Origin of the sequence: Leptolyngbya sp. KIOST-1 (genome assembly GCF_000763385.1) — a bacterium.
Classification (GTDB): domain Bacteria; phylum Cyanobacteriota; class Cyanobacteriia; order Phormidesmidales; family Phormidesmidaceae; genus Nodosilinea.
In genome coordinates this window covers 2,378,358-2,394,318 of the sequence record NZ_JQFA01000002.1, presented here as the reverse complement: position 1 = coordinate 2,394,318, position 15,961 = coordinate 2,378,358, and the positions used below count along the sequence as shown (strand labels likewise).

The 15,961-nt window shown below is 61.1% G+C and carries 15 protein-coding genes; 6 read left to right on the top strand and 9 right to left on the bottom strand.

Going from position 1 to position 15,961, the window contains the following annotated elements; genetic code table 11:
• Positions 1–74: 74 nt before the first annotated feature.
• Both NF78_RS10625 and NF78_RS10620 read right to left on the bottom strand, forming a co-directional pair.
• Entirely contained in the window at positions 75–959 is an 885-nt protein-coding gene (locus NF78_RS10625) for a 4-hydroxybenzoate solanesyltransferase (RefSeq protein ID WP_035986168.1), read from the bottom strand.
• Positions 960–1,046: 87 nt separating this feature from the next.
• On the bottom strand, positions 1,047–2,027 hold the full coding sequence (locus NF78_RS10620; RefSeq protein ID WP_035986166.1) for an RsmB/NOP family class I SAM-dependent RNA methyltransferase: 981 nt from the start codon (positions 2,025–2,027) through the stop codon (positions 1,047–1,049).
• 961 nt (positions 2,028–2,988) lie between these two features.
• Between NF78_RS10620 and NF78_RS10615 the strand changes: the two genes are divergently transcribed.
• On the top strand, positions 2,989–3,969 hold the full coding sequence (locus NF78_RS10615) for a putative 2-dehydropantoate 2-reductase (RefSeq protein ID WP_197064813.1): 981 nt from the start codon (positions 2,989–2,991) through the stop codon (positions 3,967–3,969).
• 49 nt (positions 3,970–4,018) lie between these two features.
• Here NF78_RS10615 and psb29 read toward each other — a convergent pair whose 3' ends face one another.
• The 5 genes from psb29 to NF78_RS10590 form a co-directional block, all read right to left on the bottom strand.
• Positions 4,019–4,783, bottom strand: coding sequence for a photosystem II biogenesis protein Psp29 (gene psb29, locus NF78_RS10610; RefSeq protein WP_035986160.1), 765 nt, complete (start codon positions 4,781–4,783; stop codon positions 4,019–4,021).
• 118 nt (positions 4,784–4,901) lie between these two features.
• Positions 4,902–5,897 carry a glycosyltransferase gene (locus NF78_RS10605; protein WP_035986158.1) on the bottom strand — a complete coding sequence of 332 codons (996 nt, stop codon included), beginning with the start codon at positions 5,895–5,897 and terminating at the stop codon, positions 4,902–4,904.
• 34 nt (positions 5,898–5,931) lie between these two features.
• Entirely contained in the window at positions 5,932–6,186 is a 255-nt protein-coding gene (locus tag NF78_RS10600; RefSeq protein WP_035989367.1) for a DUF2442 domain-containing protein, read from the bottom strand.
• 12 nt (positions 6,187–6,198) lie between these two features.
• A complete protein-coding gene (locus NF78_RS10595; protein WP_035986155.1) occupies positions 6,199–6,456 on the bottom strand; it encodes a DUF4160 domain-containing protein in 258 nt (85 codons plus the stop codon).
• A gap of 35 nt (positions 6,457–6,491) precedes the next feature.
• Positions 6,492–7,397, bottom strand: a complete 906-nt coding sequence (locus NF78_RS10590) for a LysR family transcriptional regulator (protein ID WP_035986153.1) — start codon at positions 7,395–7,397, stop codon at positions 6,492–6,494.
• 398 nt (positions 7,398–7,795) lie between these two features.
• On the opposite strand from NF78_RS10590, the gene NF78_RS10585 reads away from it, so the two are divergent.
• Positions 7,796–8,104, top strand: a complete 309-nt coding sequence (locus tag NF78_RS10585; protein ID WP_035986151.1) for a hypothetical protein — start codon at positions 7,796–7,798, stop codon at positions 8,102–8,104.
• Between the two features lie 392 nt (positions 8,105–8,496).
• Here NF78_RS10585 and NF78_RS10580 read toward each other — a convergent pair whose 3' ends face one another.
• Both NF78_RS10580 and NF78_RS10575 read right to left on the bottom strand, forming a co-directional pair.
• A complete protein-coding gene (locus NF78_RS10580; RefSeq protein WP_035986149.1) occupies positions 8,497–9,990 on the bottom strand; it encodes a glycosyl hydrolase family 57 in 1,494 nt (497 codons plus the stop codon).
• A gap of 274 nt (positions 9,991–10,264) precedes the next feature.
• On the bottom strand, positions 10,265–11,296 hold the full coding sequence (locus NF78_RS10575) for an aldo/keto reductase (RefSeq protein WP_035986147.1): 1,032 nt from the start codon (positions 11,294–11,296) through the stop codon (positions 10,265–10,267).
• A gap of 149 nt (positions 11,297–11,445) precedes the next feature.
• Between NF78_RS10575 and NF78_RS10570 the strand changes: the two genes are divergently transcribed.
• The 4 genes from NF78_RS10570 to sbcD all read left to right on the top strand — a co-directional run bounded on the left by NF78_RS10570 (position 11,446) and on the right by sbcD (position 15,954).
• Positions 11,446–12,252 carry a tryptophan-rich sensory protein gene (locus NF78_RS10570; protein WP_052050120.1) on the top strand — a complete coding sequence of 269 codons (807 nt, stop codon included), beginning with the start codon at positions 11,446–11,448 and terminating at the stop codon, positions 12,250–12,252.
• Positions 12,253–12,348: 96 nt separating this feature from the next.
• Positions 12,349–13,938 (top strand): CPBP family intramembrane glutamic endopeptidase, encoded by a 1,590-nt coding sequence (locus tag NF78_RS10565; protein ID WP_035986145.1) that lies wholly within the window; start codon positions 12,349–12,351, stop codon positions 13,936–13,938.
• A gap of 69 nt (positions 13,939–14,007) precedes the next feature.
• Positions 14,008–14,604 carry a hypothetical protein gene (locus tag NF78_RS10560; RefSeq protein ID WP_035986143.1) on the top strand — a complete coding sequence of 199 codons (597 nt, stop codon included), beginning with the start codon at positions 14,008–14,010 and terminating at the stop codon, positions 14,602–14,604.
• Between the two features lie 39 nt (positions 14,605–14,643).
• A complete protein-coding gene (gene sbcD, locus NF78_RS10555) occupies positions 14,644–15,954 on the top strand; it encodes an exonuclease subunit SbcD (RefSeq protein ID WP_052050118.1) in 1,311 nt (436 codons plus the stop codon).
• The last annotated feature ends 7 nt before the right edge of the window (positions 15,955–15,961 follow it).

Here is a 15,961-nt window from a genome sequence, read left to right as displayed (position 1 = left end):
GGAGTGGGGAGTGGGGAGTGGGGAGTGAGTGGGTGGGTAGGGGGTAGGAGGGTGGATGGGTGGATGGGTGGGGGTTACAGGAGGGAGCCGAGGATCATGCCGAGGATGAGCAGAAAGCCGAGCTGAACATTTTGCCGAAAGATTTGTCCGTAGAGCTGGAGGGGGGGCTTGTAGCGGCTGAGCAGGTAGGACTGGCGTGACCAGACCATCAGCGCGGCGGCTAGCCCCAGCCAGTAGGGGAAGGCCAGAAACAGCAGCAGGCCCAGCCAAATCATCAGCAGCCAGGTGCCCAGAAAGCAAAAGCCGATGAACTGAGGCGTGTAGTCGCCAAAGAAGAGAGCGGCTGAGTTGACGCCTAGGCGGCGATCGTCGTCGCGATCGGGGATGGCGTAGACGGTGTCAAATCCCAGGGTCCACAGCACGACGGCAAGCCACAAAATCCATACTGGCAAATCTAAATTGCTCGTTACGGTGGCCCAGGGGATCAGCACCGCAAATCCCCAGGCTAGCGAGAGCACCAGCTGCGGTACGGGAAACACCCGTTTGGCCAGGGGATAGAGCAGAATAAACGGCACCGCCAGCACACACAGCCAGAAGCCGAGGGAGTTGAGGTAGAGCGAGAGCCCGTAGGCACACAGCAGGGATACTAGCAGCACCCCAATCCCTACGGACACGGAGAGATCGCGGGCTGCCAGGGGGCGGGTGCGGGTACGGGCCACGTGGGGATCGATGTTGCGATCCCACAGGTCGTTGACGACGCAGCCAGCGGCGCTGGTGGCCAGGGTTCCCAGGACGATGACACCCACCAGCGGTAGCGGGGGGCGTCCCTGGGCCGCCAGCACCACTGACCAGAGGGCCGGCACCATCAGAATCAGCCGTCCCGTCGGTTTGTCCCAGCGCAGCAGGCGAATAATGGCGTTTAGGGGGGATGGGTGGGGACGGGTAGACGGATTGGCCATGGTCGCCGGGATCGCTTACGGGTGTACAGTCTTCAGCATAGCCGTCCCACGGCCAGACCCCCAAGCCGGCTCCCCCGCCGGGACTGATTAAGCGGGTGGCACAGGAGCGTGGATTTTCATACCCCTGGCAGTGAGAAACTCCAGATTGATGGGGTCTGAACGGGTGGATTCCGAGCCCTCTCCGCAGTTGCGCAGCAGAGCGGTAAATCCCCCTGCTCCCAGGCCCGACTGGGGCCACAGCCGATAGCAGGGAAATGGGGCTAACGACGACGCATGATCCCCAAGGGCCGGGACCGGTACAGCCTCAAACTGGGGAAATGTCCTCAGCAGCCAGGCGACTACCCGCTCATTTTCTTCTGGGGAAAAGGTGCAGGTCATGTAGGCCAGGTACCCTCCTGGCGCGACGGTTTGGGTAGCGTGGGCCAGAATGCGCCTTTGGCGACGGGCATTTTTTTTGATGCTGACGGGGTGAAAGCAGCCGGGGGCTGAGTCGCCTTTGGCCAAAAGCGATTGCCCACTACAGGGCGCATCGACCAGCACCACTGAGGCCGCCTGGGGAAGCTGCTCGGCAAAGATCTGGGGGTCGAGGTTAAAGACCAAAGCTTCGGTGGCCCCGCAGCGCTTGAGGTTAGCGATGAGGATTTTGACCCGCTTGCGGATCACCTCGTTGCACCAGAGATGCTTGGGGCCCAGGGCCTGTCGGGCTAGCAGACTTTTGCCCCCGGGGGCCGCACAGAGATCCAGCACGGCCTCCCCTGGGGTGGGGATGGCGCTAAAAACGGCAGCGGAGAACACGGACGCCATATCCAGGCAGTAGTATGCTCCAGATTGATGAAGGGGGTGCTGTCCGGGGCGCTGATTGGTTCTGAGACGGTCGACCCAGGCGGGCTGCCAGGGCAGGGCAGAGGCGATCGCAAAGGGAACCTGCTTCGGGCGCGGCTGCATCCAGACAATGGCCGTGGAAAAGAGCTGGGGGTGAACCAGCGCCTCTAGAAAAGCAGCGCGATCGCAGTCCTCAGCAAACAGCTGACGACTCAGTTTTAGCAGGAGATTAGACGGTTGGCCCATAGGGCAGGATTATGCCATAGCCCACGGGCGACAGGATCGCAGGGAGATTGGGGTCAACGGTGGAGTAGAGAAGCTTGAGCTGACAACCTTGGGCCAAACCCCGCTTACTCATCAAGCCATTCGAGTTCAAGCTATACCTAAAGGAAGATGTGAAATCAAAAAATTAATCAACCTATTTTATTCAACCATTTCAAGTATTCAAGAGCGGAGATTCTTTGACCTATTGCCAGGTAGAGAATGACAATATCCGATGGATTTCGAATCAGGCAAGGGGGATATTACCCGTGTTTTGCCTGATCCCCGCCGAGTTTACGTATGTTCAAATTTTACGACGGCCTCCTTTACAGAAATGTGTATCGGTCTAAAGTAAACATAAAGAAATCTTGAAGGTAATCTGTTTGCTGTATTCGCTGTAGTCGTTTGAAACCCAGCTATTCGAGCATTAATTTGAATGATCCCCATTTTTTCCAAGAGTGAAAATGTAGGGGTTATGTGCCGCTTTAGGACGCCACTATGAATTTAGCGCAGTGCCGGGTATCGTCTTGCAGCCGCTGCCGTTTTTATGCTCCTGAGGGCCGGCGAGGAGGCCAGTGTAGCCAGCTTGGCGTGCCGGTAGAAAGTCGCTGGTCTGCATGTTCTCTGGCTGTGCCTGTATTTTCAGCGTCGATGGTTGAGATGCAACCGCTCGATTTCTTGTCCCAACCCGTAGAGCTCACGTTCTCTGAGGTGCTCCGAGAGCCAGCCTGGCTAGAGGAGACGCTGGATGCTCCCTCCGTACTTGAGCCCGCCAAAACGTCTGCTTACCCGACCTCAGCCCCTGCCCCTGTGCATCGCTGAAAGCTATTATAGAAGTCTATAGAAGTCACAGGCGGGGTAGGACGGCTACGGCTAGGGTTTAGTGCTGGTCAGATCCTTCTAAATACCTCGGCTAGCAGGGTGAACAATTACCTGGTGTGCTGTTTTGAGCGGGCGGCGCTACGCCATTGTCGGCACAGGAGCCGTTGGCGGCTACTATGGGGCGTGTTTGCAGCGCGGTGGGGCTGAGGTCCATTTCCTATTGCGCGGCGACTGCGATTACGTCAATGAACACGGTCTGGTGATCGAGTCAGTGGCTGGAAATTTCGCCCTGCCCCAGGTGAATGCCCACCGCAGTACGGCCACAATGCCGCCGGTTGATGTGGTGATCGTCGCCCTTAAGACCACTCAAAACGCCCTGCTGCCAACCCTGCTGAAGCCCATTCTGGGGCCAGAAACGGCCATTTTAACCCTCCAAAACGGGTTTGGAATTGAAGATGACATCGCCGCCTGGGCAACGGCCTCGGCGCCTCACCCGATCCTGGGCGGGCTCTGCATTATTTGTGCCAATAAAGTAGGCCCTGGCACCGTTCGCCACCTTGACTACGGCAACCTGCTGCTGGGGCAATACTGCGCTGACCGTCAGCCCGCCGGCCATTCGCCCCTGCTGGAAGCCATTGAGCAGGACTTCCGGGCCGGACAGGTGGGGGTGGAGGTGGTGAGCGACCTGCGCCTGGCTCGGTGGCGCAAGCTGGTATGGAATATTCCGTTTAATGGCCTTTCGGTGGTGATGAATGCCACAACGGTAGAAATGATGGCCGACCCCAACATTCGCCGGCTGGCCGAACAGCTGATGGGTGAAGTGCTGGAGGCGGCGCGGCGGGATGGCGAGTCGCTTTCCCCTGGCCAGAGTCGGCACCTGCCCCCAGAACTGGTCGCTCATATGCTGACCCACACCGAGCGGATGGCTCCCTACCGCACCAGCATGAAAATTGACTTTGACGAAGGGCGACCCCTGGAGGTAGACGCCATCTATGGCAATACTGTGCGCGCCGCCCAGGCCGCCGGAGCGACAGTACCTAAAATTGAGATGCTTTACCACCAGCTCAAGGCGATCGATCGCCGTCGGAACCAGGAATGTGGCTAAGGTAGCCTACTCCGGCAGCCATGCCCTGTCGAGCCCATTGTACAAGCTGCTATTCGGCGGCCTCACCTGACTCAGCGCCTGATTCTGCGGCTTCGGGGGCGGTGGCCACCGACTCGTTAATGGTTTCGGCAGCGGCTTCGGCGGCTTTCTGGCGTTCTTCGCGCTTTTTGCGATCGGCTGCCAGCATATCTTTCATCACCTCCTGAGCCTGGGCAAACTTCTCCAAGTTGCTGCGGTAGAGTTCGACATCTTTTTGCAGCTTGTCGGTAGCAATATTGAGTTTGCTGGCCAGGTCTTTGAACAGAGCCTCAACGGTGTCTTTCTCCTTGAGGGCATCCTCGGCGGCGGCGGTTTCTACCAGGGTGTAGAGCCCGACGCCAAAGGGACGACTGTACTTAAACTTGTCTTTGGTGGCTACAGCTGCCAGGGTGCCGCGCAAACCGTCGCCGCCTTCAGAGAGGTGCTCAAACTGCCCCTTCAGGTCGTCAAGGGACATACCGCTGACCGCAGCTTTGAGGGCTTCGGCGTCGCCGCGATAGTGGTCAGGGGTGCTGTGGATGGAGCGGCACAGGGCGTTAAAGATGGAATCTTTGTCGCTCTCCGGCTGGTACCCCTGCATGAAGCGATCGAAGGTGGTGACAATGCCCAGAGCGTAGATGGGGTCGTAGGCAAAGTCGACATTGACCGAGAGCAAATGCATTTCTACCATCAGCTCGTCTACCACGCGCCGGTAGATGGAGTTAATGGGGCGGGTATGGTGGGTATAAAAGTCGCGCTTGGCGTCAGATACCGTGCGTACAGGAGCGTTATTCACAGCCTAAGGTTCAAATATTACAGTTCTTATATTGTCTCGCGTGACTGTGCCTTTGCCAACCTACCGGCCTAAAGGTGGGGATCGCAGCGCAGGGTGTGGGACGTGGGGTACTCCCCTTTTACCTGCCCAGCTTCTTGCGCACTTTATCGGCGGTGCGCTGCAACCAAAGGCGGGTCAGGCGAGGTTTGGTGAGATCGGGGATGTCGGCGCGGTGCTTGGCCCGGTAGTCGAAGAAGTGGTTGATCTCAGCCAGAATTCTTTCCAGCCGGGGCAGCAGGGCATCGGCGCGGTAGGGGGCGAGATCGGCGGTGGTCATGGCCAGGGGGGTAGGGGTTTGCAGGGCGGCGAGGATGCGATCGCAGTCGTACCCCACTGAGTGCACCCCAATTTTGTAGCAGTTAAAGCCTGGGTCCAGGTAGTCGGCCAGCGCTCCGTTGACGCTGGTAAACACCTGGCCGCCACAGGCCATGGCCTCCATGGGCGGCAGGCCAAATCCCTCGCTGACCCGACTCAGTGCCCAGTACTCCGCTGAGTCGTAGAGAAAAACTTTGCTGCGGTTAAACAAAATCGATAGATCGTCCACGAACCCCTCCAGCTTGACCAGATTGCAGTGGGGTTCTAAGGCCGGAACCAGCTGATTGAGCAGGTAATTCGACGACTTGCGCGTCTGCACCAGCACGTCGATGTCTCTGGGCTGTTGGCGGTTGGTGAATTCGGGCGAAATGTGGTTTGGTAGGTGAAAAATTAGCCCGTTGGGCCGCTTTTGGCCCCAGTAACCCATGGAGTTGCGGCTGACGGTAACAATCGGGATATCCCCCGGCAGGGTGAAGCCGTAGCCGCTGCTGTGGGCGTGGTACACCACCTGCTGCCCCCGCAGCCGCCTCACCAGGCGCGGGATGTGAAAACCCCAGCTGATCACAAAAATGCTGTTTCCTAAACCGGGTCGCTGGAGCAGATCGTCGAGAAAGAGGGTGCCAGGTTCTCGCTGGTCGTAGGTGACCACCTCGGCAGGGCAAATCTGCTGGGCCAGCTTCAGGGTCTTGAGTTCGGCAAATAGCCCGCCGCAGTGGAAACGCTTGCCAGTGCCAGGGACAAGAAAATAGAGGTGACGCATGGAGTTAGCGATAGAGTGGCTCATCTCACCAAAATCATGCTGCCTGAGGGATGTTTTGACCGAGATCGTACAAGAATTCTGGGGCAAAGTTTGCGCTGTTTGGCCATTGGATGGTGTTAGTTTCGGGGTTGAGAAAGACTTGCCTGAAGAAGTTAACGTCCTTAAGAGGTTCGAAGATCTCGCCGTATAGCTCTTGGGCAAGGTCAACCTCTTGAACAGTCTGATTGTTGAACACAAGCCTCAGCTTATAGGCCCCCAAATAATCAATACTCACAATATGAAGAAACATAGCAAAGCCCACCTACTGTAAAGGTTGAATTTCATTTAGAGCTTTTCTCTGTCTGGCAAGCTCCCAATTAGCCATAAGTTCTTCTTGGTGAAGATCGAGCCACTCCAGTACCATTCTCAAAGCACGTTTTGCCATTCTCCCCTCAACTGTACCAGTCTCAATTTCAACGATTATCTCCTGATCCTGGTAGCGGGATGTGAAAGTGTGGGGTTGGTGATCGTTATAGTTTATGAAAACAACGATCCCATAAAACCGACTGATTGTTGGCATTATGCCCAATCTTCAACAGTAGATGCTGACAATCTTTAAACAGCTCTGATGCGGCTAAACTCCCCGGTTTCGCGTAGGGCATCGAGGAAGGCGTAGAGGGCGGGGGTGTGCAGGGCATCTTTGAGAATGGTGGCTCCGATTGGGCGCGAGATCGGGAACGGCAGCGAGCAGATCTGCACCTCGGGGGGCACCGGCTGGGCAGCCAGGCGGGGCAGAATGGCGATGCCCAATCCCTGCTGCACCATCGCTACCATCGATGAATCGTGGCGAATGCAGTAGGCAATCTCGAGTGGCTGCGCCTGTGCCCCCAGCACGGTGCGAATGCGGAGGCCGCAGCTGCTGTGGCTGGAGCCGATGATGGGCTGCTGGCGCAGTTCTTCCAGGGTCAGGGTGCTGCTTTGGGGGCGATAGCCGGGGGGCAGCAGGGCCACATAGTCGTCGTCAAAGATGACCAGGCTTTCCACATCGTCGCCGTCGATGGTTTCGGCAACGCAGAGGTCTACTTCGCCTTTGACCAGGGCCTGCTTGAGCTGGTGCAGCTCGTCCATTTCGTGGACGCTGATGGCGATCGCGGGGTACCTGCGGTGCAACCGCGCGATCGCCCCCGGCAGCACATGGGTGGCCACGCTGCGAAAGGAGGCAATCCGCAGGGTGCCGCCCTGTACTCCCCGCGCCTGGTTGGCCTCGCTGCCGATGGTGTCGAGCAGGCCCAGCATGGCGCGGGCGTGGGTGGTAACGCGATCGCCCACCGGGGTCAGGCGCGCCCCGTGGCGACCGCGCTGCAAAAGGGTGATGCCCAGCTCCTCTTCCAGGGTGGCGATGGCGTGGCTCACGGTGGACTGGGTGACATCGAGCTGTAGGGCGGCTTCGCTGAAGTTGCCGCAGTCGGCGATCGCAACTAGGGCCCGCAGTTGAGAGAGCTTGACTTTGCTGAGGTTCATAGCGGCTGGAAACCCCTAAATGCTGATTCTAAGGCTAAGGGCTCAGGTAAAAGCCAGCCTATCGATTTTTTGCATAGAACCTATTCACGTTATGCTTTGTTACATTTTTGTCCCTTGCTTAGATTGGGTATATCGACGACGGCAGCGCAGCTACCGCTGCGCTCACAGCCTGGTTACCTACCCCCTGATTAGTGGAGGGCAAACAACCGTTTGCTCCTACGGGATTCCTGCTTTGATCTGGGGTGTTTGAACTCGGACCTGGTATAAGCCCCAGTTCTCAGTCCCAGCCCTGTAACGGTTACAGCTCGGTTTGGCCCCCAGCGGGTCACGGAGCCTGCTGCCTGAGCGTCGTCTGCTCCAGCTTTGGAGCCCCATTCTAATCCTAGGGAGGCAAAACCATGGACACTACCCGCAACCCCAACCGTGACCTGCAGCAACAGCGTCAGCGCCTAGAAGCCCTGGTGCAACCTACTTTAGGCTCCCGTCCCATTCATCGTCCCATTGCTCACGGCCTAGGGCAGGCCCTCAAACAGTTAGGAGATCGCGCTATGAGATTCTTTACCGGCCAAAACGAACTGCGCATTTGGCAGCGCACCCGCAATGGTCAGCCGCTCTGGTTTGCCCACGACCCGGTGACCAACCGCACCCGCTCGTTCTACTCCGAGCAGGATGTACGCACCTGGCTGGATCAGCGCTACTACGAGTAGCCATCGTTAAGCCAGTGCGCCTGGGCAATTGACCCAGCCTTAGAAAACGCATTATCACCTCACTCAAGGGCAGCAAGTCAGGCTTGTTGCCCTTTTTTTGTTGGTGTTACTTAATCCCAGGCGCGACCTGGGATTAGAGACTCGGTACGAGTCCTCTGCCGTAGAGGGGTTAAGGGCGCGCGAGCTTAGAATAGCGGCGGTAAGCCCAACGTGCTGCTGGGGCCATGTCGCTGGCCCCAGACCCCCGTCGACCAGGGACGTTCCGCCGCCCTGGACCCGACGGAAAGGAGTGATCGATCATCGGTTTAAACCACTGTTCTGCCAGGGAATGGGTAGGGCTCTGTAGACCCTGCGGTGGCAGAGGGAGATCCTAACCAAACTGCACCGATGTTCTAAGCAAAGTCGTGAGAAAGAATGGCCTGGCCGCGGCGGTAGAGTTCTTTGGCGTAGTCTGTCCAGGTGCCCTGGCCCCAGTAGCGAAAACAGCTGGTTTGCAGCAGCAGGTTGTGGATCAGGGCGTTGCGGTAGCGGTACTGGCGCTCCAGGGAGTCTCCCCGCTCGCTCTGGCGCTGCATGGTTTGGTGAAACTGAGCGGAGAGGCGCTCCATGGGGTCGAGCACGTTGTCGTAACCCACTACCCAGCTGCGATCGCCCGTCCAGGAGCCCCCCTCCATTGAGAAGCCCTGGTCCTCGGCGTGGATAGCGGCGATCGCCGCTGTCACCGCCTCGGGCCCGGTCGCGTCACCCATCGCCTGCCACAGGCGGCTCTGCCCCACCGCCTGGCAGGGGGGAAACGTCTCTGGGCCGCACCCCGCCGCCCCTAGCAGCTCCAGGTATTCGGTGCCGTTAAGGCCCACCACCCCCCGGCGACCGCCGCCGTTGTCGCGCATTTCGTACCACGATCGCATGAAGGCGCTGGGAAATTCGTTCATCATCACGCCGCCGTTTTCGCCGTCGCTGATCTGGCTGACCAAGGGCGGCACCGTGGTATGGCCCAGGTCAACGTGGCCCAGGGTCTTGGCCTCCCAGTAGGGCTGCATTTGACCCACCAGCTTGGTGTCAGAGCCCTGGGTTTTGACCAGCACCACGATCTCGACCACCTCGCCCTGGCTGTTGCGGGCCACCAGGCGGTGGGGCAGGTGGGGTTGCGAGAGGCCGTGCCCCTCCAGGCTTTCCACCGTGTGCTCCTGCACCAGCAGCCAGCGATAGCCGCAGTCTTTGAGTGTCTTTACAAAAGCGTAGAGCACGTCGGGGTGGTTGGGCAGGTGCATCTCCGGCGGCGAAAAGCCCCGCACTCGGGCCAGAGCCTCGGGGCCAAACAGGGCGGCAAAGTGGTGCTGCCAGGCGCGAATATGCAGCCTCAGGTCGGGCACCGGGGTGGAGGGTATCACGGCGTGACCCCAGCAGGTGCCCAGCCACTCCACGTAGGGCTGGTAGGCGGAGTCGCAGGCCAGACGGCGCAGCTTGGCCAGAATGTCCTGGCGGTCCATCTGCTGCAGCCCCCACAGCAGCGTGCCCGAGTAGTCGAGCATGACGCGGGGGTTGCAGCCCTGGCTGACCAGCTCGGGAATGAAGTCTCCCAGGCGGGCGTAGCAGTAGGCAAAGGTGCCAGCGTTGTGGTTGTCCCCGTCGTAGGGGTGCTCAAACATGTACTGAAGGTGGTTGATCAGCTCCCCGGTGGCCCCAGCCGGAATGGTGGGCTGGTGCATGTGCAGGGCGATCGCAAAGCCCGCCGAAATATCCGCCAAATTCAGATTGGTGTGGGGTAAAAATACCGGCTCACCGCCGGCCATCACGGCAGCAATATCGGCTTCGCGACCCGAGAGCGGCGGTAGCCCCTCTTCCAAGGCAGGCCAATCTACGGGGGAGAGCACAGCACCAGACATAAACAATCTCCAGGGATCGGCCTCGCCCGATTGCCGCCGGGGTTGCCTATGGTCATTATTTAGTTTGCACTGGCCAGAGCACTTCTACCACGGCAAGTAACATTTTGTGGCCTGCTTAACAGACCACTAGTGCTTAGTCAAAAAAATAATGACGAGAGGTGTGCCTTAGGGTTCACGGTTCACGGTAAGCGGTTTAAGGCGAGCCGTGAACCGTACACCGTGCACCCTGCACCGTTAGACCGTTGGAGCCTGTCACAATCAAGTTGGTCAAGTACTAGGCCCAGCGACGAAAGAAACTGGCCTCTTCCCAGTGGGCGGCGGTGCGCTGCTCCATATCGGCCAGGGCGGCGGCGGCCAGGGGCTGAAAGGACCTGGCCGCCGCCAGGTTTTCTTCCAGCTGGAGGAGGGTATCGGCGGCAACAATGCAGCTGTGTACCTGGGGCTGGGTGAGGGCGTAGCCCAGGGCTTCGGCCATACCCGTCAGGACCCCCGGCTTGAACAGACGACCGTAGGCGGGTACCTTCATGGCGATGATGCCGGTGTTGTGCTGCTGGGCGGCGGGCAGCACCTGGCGAATAAACGACGACGGGGTGTGAACATCGGCGGCGTTGATGGGGATGAGGGCGGTGTCGAAAGGGTAGCGGCCCAGGGCGTTGACAAAAATTTCGGGGTTGTTGTGGCCGGTGATGCCAATGGCGCCAATCAGACCCTGGGCTTTGGCTTCTTCGGCGGCCAGAATGGCACCCCGGCTTCGATCGAGTAGGGTATCGACATCCCAGGCGTGGGTAATGGCGTGAAACTGCCAGAGGTCGATATAGTCGGTGCGGAGCCGCTGGAGCGATTGTTCGAGCTGACGCCAGGCCTGGTCGCGATCGCGGTGACTGGTTTTGGTGGCAATCACCACCTCAGAGCGCACCGCTGGCAGCACCTGGCCCAGTCGCGCTTCGCTGGGGCCGTAGTTGGCGGCGGTATCAAAATAGCGAATGCCTCCGGCGTAGGCCGCCTCAATGATGGCCAGGGCTTCGGCTTCGGCCCCTGGCCGCGACAGAGGAGAGGCTGAGCCGCCCAACCCCAGCACCGGGAGGGTAAGCTCGGTGCGCCCCAGCACCCGCGTGGGCATGGCCAGGGCCGGGGTGGACTGCCAATCGGGACTGGCCACCAGGGCAGGGGCGGCCTGAAGCAGGGGTTGTGGCTGCGACGGCAGGATTGGGGACGATCGCACCCGTCGATAGATCAGGCTGCCCACCAGGCCCCCGACCATGGCGGTTGTAGTGAGTAAAAAGCGGCGGCGAGGCAGGCGCGGCATAGGTTGCGATCCCAAATAGAGAAATCTGCAAAATCCTGACCAGCGGTTCAATCTAACCACAGGTAGTCACCATTTGCCTCGGCTCAAGGGAGGATAAGATACGGTCTTCAGTTCAATTCCCTGTTTTTCCTGACATTGGTTTAGCGGCTATGGATACGCCTCAGCACCACTCGCCATCGGGCAAAGGGCTGGCCATCGCTACTGCGGTGGCGATTGTAGCGACTCTGGCTATCAACACCCTCTCCAACGCCTTTCCGCCTGGGGGGCAAAATATTGGCGAAATTGCCAACACTCAGCTGGTGGACGTGCTGATCATCCCCGCCAGCTATGCCTTCTCCATTTGGGGACTGATCTACCTGGGGCTGCTGGCCTACGGTCTGTACCAGTTCAACCGGGAACGGCGTAGCCAGCCCGACATTCAGCGGGTCAACCAGCTGCTGATTGTGGCCTGCATCGCTCAAGTCATCTGGATTTTTCTCTTTACCCTGGAGCAGTTCGGCTGGTCCATTCTGGCGATGCTGGGGATTTTGCTCCCCCTGATCGGCGCCTACCGAACGTTCAATATCGGTCGCGATCGCCCCTCTCGCCAGCGCCGCTGGATGGCGCACATTCCCTTCAGTATCTATCTGGCCTGGATTTCGGTAGCCACCATTGTCAACGTGGCGGCGGCCCTCTACGCGTCGCCCTGGGACGGCTGGGGCCTTACAGCGGTGACCTGGACGGTGGCGATGGTGGTGGTGGTAACCCTGCTGGGGGCGGTCGTTATCTACCGCCGCCAGGATGTGGCCTTTACCCTGGTGTTTGTCTGGGCCCTGGTGGCGATCGCGGTGCGCCAGAGCGAGACTCCCGCCGTGCTGTGGGCGGCGCTGATTGCCGCCGGGGTGCTGCTGATTGGGCTGGCCGTAGCCCGTTTTGCCCTGCCCCACCCACCCCGGCCAAAGCCCGATCCCAATTAATGGCAGCGGCGCTACCCCCTGCGTTCCCCCACGGGTAGACCCAGTGGAATAATGGGGAGGTAGCATTTTTCGCTGCTGACCTTTATTTGCCTTCCCATGACCCCTGAACCCGACACGACTGGCTCCTGGCTCTCGGTCAGACGCTTGATTTTAGTTATCCTGACCGCCCTGGTGGGGCTGGTGGTGGTGCAATCGCTGCTGAGCAGCTGGAGTGAGCCCCAGGTGGCCAACCAGCTCCAGCTCTACCAGACCGACCTGCTGCTGGAGGGCAGCGTCTGGCAGGGGGAGGGGTTGCCTGCCGACCAGTGGCCGATGCTGCGGGAGGGGCTGCTGGGCCAAGACCCGATCGCCAGTGCCCAGCAGCAGTACGAAGAGGTGCGGGCCCAGGCGGCGACGGGGCTGGCCGAGGGGCGATCGCTCAGGGCAGAAGCGGTGGACCAGAGCAGTAATTCCCTCGCCGAGGAAACCAACGCGGGCAAACCCCTGGCTCGCCGGCTGCAAACCGCCATCACCCAGCAGGAACAGCTGATCCAGCAGCTGGATATTCGCCTGGGCCTGATGGATGCCTACCAGGGGCAGCCGCAGGCCGCAGGCGATCGCTGGGCTCAGGTGCGCGACAGCGACACCGCCCCGGCCCTGGCGATGCGTACCGCCGACACGCTGATTCGCCTGTGGCAGGACAACGCGGTGGCCCCCGAGGACGAAGCTTTGCTACAGGACGCCCTGGACGGTTGGTTTGAGTACCGCGCCCTGGACCGGGTGTACGAGCTACAGGCCCAGACGGGGGACCCCGCTGGCGCAGACCGCCGCGCCCAGCTACTGGCCCGTGAGCAGCTGGCGGCCCGGAACCAGCTGCTCAGGCTGGCCCTGATTGGCACCATCCCCGCCCTGGGCACGGTAATTGGCGTTGGTCTGCTGATCTGGCTGGTGGCCCAGCGGGTGCTGCGGGGCCGTCAGTCGGTGCTGAGCCAAAATGGCGATCGCGGCTGGGAGATTCCCTGGACCGGGGAGACCATCTGGCAGGTGCTGATCGCCGGGTTTTTCTTTGTGGGCCAAATTTTGCTGCCGCTGGTGCTGGGGAGCCTGGGCCTGGGCGGTGCGGGACTCAGCAGCCGGGGCCGGGCCATTTTTTCGCTGGTGTACTACCTGCTGATGGCGGCGGGGTCGCTGGGGGTGCTGTGGTGGTCTATCCGCTCCTTCAAGCCCATGCCCAAGGACCTGTTTCGCCTCCGGCTCTCGGGGCCGGGGCTGCTGTGGGGCCTGGGCGGCTACTTTGTGGCCCTGCCGCTGATGTTTGGCGTCGCCCTGCTCAACCAAAAAATCTGGCAGGGGCAGGGGGGCAGCAACCCGCTGCTGCAAACCGTGCTGGAGGAACAGGACGGCGTGGCGCTGCTGGTGTTCTTTCTGACGGCGGCGATCGCCGCGCCCCTGTTTGAAGAAGTGTTGTTTCGCGGCTTTTTGCTGCCCTCGCTGACCCGCTACCTGTCGGCGGGCTGGGCGATCGCCCTGAGCGCCTTTATTTTTGCCGCCGCCCACCTGAGTCTCTCGGAGGTGCTGCCCCTGACGCTGCTGGGGGCCGTTTTGGGGTTTGTGTATACGCGATCGCGCAACCTGCTCTCCCCGATGGTGCTCCACAGCGCCTGGAACAGCGCCACCATGCTGGGTCTGTTTATTCTGGGCGGCTAGAGTCTGGACTGGCGGCGGTTGCCGTTGTAGAGAGGGATAGAACCTGTCCCCCTTACGGGAGTGTCTGCTATGCCCCGCCTCAGCAAAGCCAGCCCAAGGAATTGCCTGTACACTGCCAAAGCCCTGGCCCTGGGGCTAATGGCCACCGCTCTGCTGGGGTGTAGCCCCAGCCCCGCCCCCGAGTCGCCCGCTGAGGGGGCGGCTGGAGATGCGCCAGTGAGCGCCTCCGCACCGCTGGCCCAGCAGGGGCACCTGCGGGCCGACCAGGTGAGCCTGGGCCCCATCGCCATCACCATGGACGAAGCCGGGATTCGCCAAGCCCTGGGCGACCCCACCGCTGTAGTGGACGAAGAATCGGGCTGCTGCGGGCTGCTGCGCCGGCTGGAGTACCCCACCCTGACCGTCAGCCTGATCAAGGGCGACGGCACCTATGCCGACTCCATCTATGCCCTGCGCACCACCAGCCCCGATGTTTCCGCCGCTGGGGTAAGTGTGGGCGACTCGAGTCAGGCGGTGCTCAGCAGCTTTGGGCCGCCCGCTGAGGATGTCGCCGACGGGGAGCGGCGATCGCTGATCTACGTCGTCGAAATCGAGGCCGATCGCCTGGTGTTTGAGCTGGCTGGCGATACCGTCACCGCGATCGGCTACCACTCGCTGCTCAATTAAGCGATCGCGCCCCTGTCGGCTCGGCGCTATCATAGCCCCATGATTACCCTCCTCCACCTGTCCGACATCCACATGGGCAGCGGCTTTGCCCACGGTCGCCTCAACCCCGAAACCGGCCTCAACACCCGCCTGGAAGACTTCACCTGCGCCCTCACCCGCTGCATCGACCGGGCCCTGGCCGAGCCAGTGGATCTGGTGCTGTTTGGCGGTGACGCCTTTCCCGACGCCACGCCGCCGCCCCTAGTGCAGCAGGCCCTGGCGGGCCAGTTCTGTCGGCTGTCGGCGGCGGGCATTCCTGCGGTGCTGCTGGTGGGCAACCACGACCAGCACGCCCAGGGGCTGGGGGGAGCCAGTCTCTCCATTTACCGTACCCTGGGGGTGCCGGAGATGGTGGTGGGCGATCGCCTCGAAACCCACGCGATCGACACCCGCGGCGGCCCAGTGCAGGTGGTCACCCTGCCCTGGCTGACCAAATCGACCCTGCTCACCCGGCCCGAAACCGAGGGGCTATCCATGAGTCAGGTGAATGAGCTGCTGCTCGATCGCCTGCGGGTGGCCCTGGAGGGCGAAATTCGCCGCCTCGATCCAGAGATTCCCGCGATTTTGCTGGCCCACGCCATGGTTGACACCGCTAGCTACGGGGCCGAGCGCTTCCTGGCCACCGGGCGGGGGTTCACCATTCCCATGGCGATGCTGGCCCGCCCCTGCTTCGACTACATTGCCCTGGGCCACGTCCACCGCCACCAGGTGCTCTGCGAACAGCCCCTGATGATCTACCCCGGCAGCATTGAGCGGGTCGACTTTAGCGAAGAGAGCGAAGACAAGGGCTACCTGCTGGTGCGGGTGACTAAGGGCCAGGCCCAGGCGGAGTTCTGCCCTCTGCCCGTGCGCCCCTTTAAAACCATTGCGGTGGATCTGATCGGGACCGATCGGCCCCAGGCCCGCCTGGAGCAGGCCATTGCCAAAACCGATATTGCCGATGCGGTCGTCCGCTGCCTCTATACCCTGCAGGCCGATCAGGTAGAGCAAATCGACCAGACCGCCCTCGAAGCGGCCCTGGCTGAGGCCCACAGCTACAGTCTCCAGCCCGAAATTCAGTCCCGCGTCAGCCGCAGCCGCCTGCCCGAACTGGGCACCGACAGCAGCCTCGACCCCCTGGCTGCCCTGGAGGCCTACCTGGCCAACCGCCACGACCTCGGCGACCTGGCCGAGGGCATGCTGGCCGCCGCCGCTGCCCTGGTGGCCGACGACAGCGAGGTCGAGCTGCCCCTGGAGGCGGTTGACCTCTCGCCGGAGGACATCAACAGCCTGGCCCTGGAAGAGACCGCGCAACAATTGCGGCTGCTGTAACTGGCTG

What these genes read in the sequence shown, in the direction of transcription:
- NF78_RS10625 (WP_035986168.1), bottom strand. Translation starts at nt 959, where the DNA reads ATGGCCAATCCGTCTACCCGTCCCCACCCATCCCCCCTAAACGCCATT.
- NF78_RS10620 (WP_035986166.1), bottom strand. Translation starts at nt 2,027, where the DNA reads ATGGGCCAACCGTCTAATCTCCTGCTAAAACTGAGTCGTCAGCTGTTT.
- NF78_RS10605 (WP_035986158.1), bottom strand. Translation starts at nt 5,897, where the DNA reads ATGCGTCACCTCTATTTTCTTGTCCCTGGCACTGGCAAGCGTTTCCAC.
- NF78_RS10600 (WP_035989367.1), bottom strand. Translation starts at nt 6,186, where the DNA reads ATGTTTCTTCATATTGTGAGTATTGATTATTTGGGGGCCTATAAGCTG.
- NF78_RS10595 (WP_035986155.1), bottom strand. Translation starts at nt 6,456, where the DNA reads ATGCCAACAATCAGTCGGTTTTATGGGATCGTTGTTTTCATAAACTAT.
- NF78_RS10590 (WP_035986153.1), bottom strand. Translation starts at nt 7,397, where the DNA reads ATGAACCTCAGCAAAGTCAAGCTCTCTCAACTGCGGGCCCTAGTTGCG.
- NF78_RS10585 (WP_035986151.1), top strand. Translation starts at nt 7,796, where the DNA reads ATGGACACTACCCGCAACCCCAACCGTGACCTGCAGCAACAGCGTCAG.
- NF78_RS10580 (WP_035986149.1), bottom strand. Translation starts at nt 9,990, where the DNA reads ATGTCTGGTGCTGTGCTCTCCCCCGTAGATTGGCCTGCCTTGGAAGAG.
- NF78_RS10575 (WP_035986147.1), bottom strand. Translation starts at nt 11,296, where the DNA reads ATGCCGCGCCTGCCTCGCCGCCGCTTTTTACTCACTACAACCGCCATG.
- NF78_RS10570 (WP_052050120.1), top strand. Translation starts at nt 11,446, where the DNA reads ATGGATACGCCTCAGCACCACTCGCCATCGGGCAAAGGGCTGGCCATC.
- NF78_RS10565 (WP_035986145.1), top strand. Translation starts at nt 12,349, where the DNA reads ATGACCCCTGAACCCGACACGACTGGCTCCTGGCTCTCGGTCAGACGC.
- NF78_RS10560 (WP_035986143.1), top strand. Translation starts at nt 14,008, where the DNA reads ATGCCCCGCCTCAGCAAAGCCAGCCCAAGGAATTGCCTGTACACTGCC.
- sbcD (WP_052050118.1), top strand. Translation starts at nt 14,644, where the DNA reads ATGATTACCCTCCTCCACCTGTCCGACATCCACATGGGCAGCGGCTTT.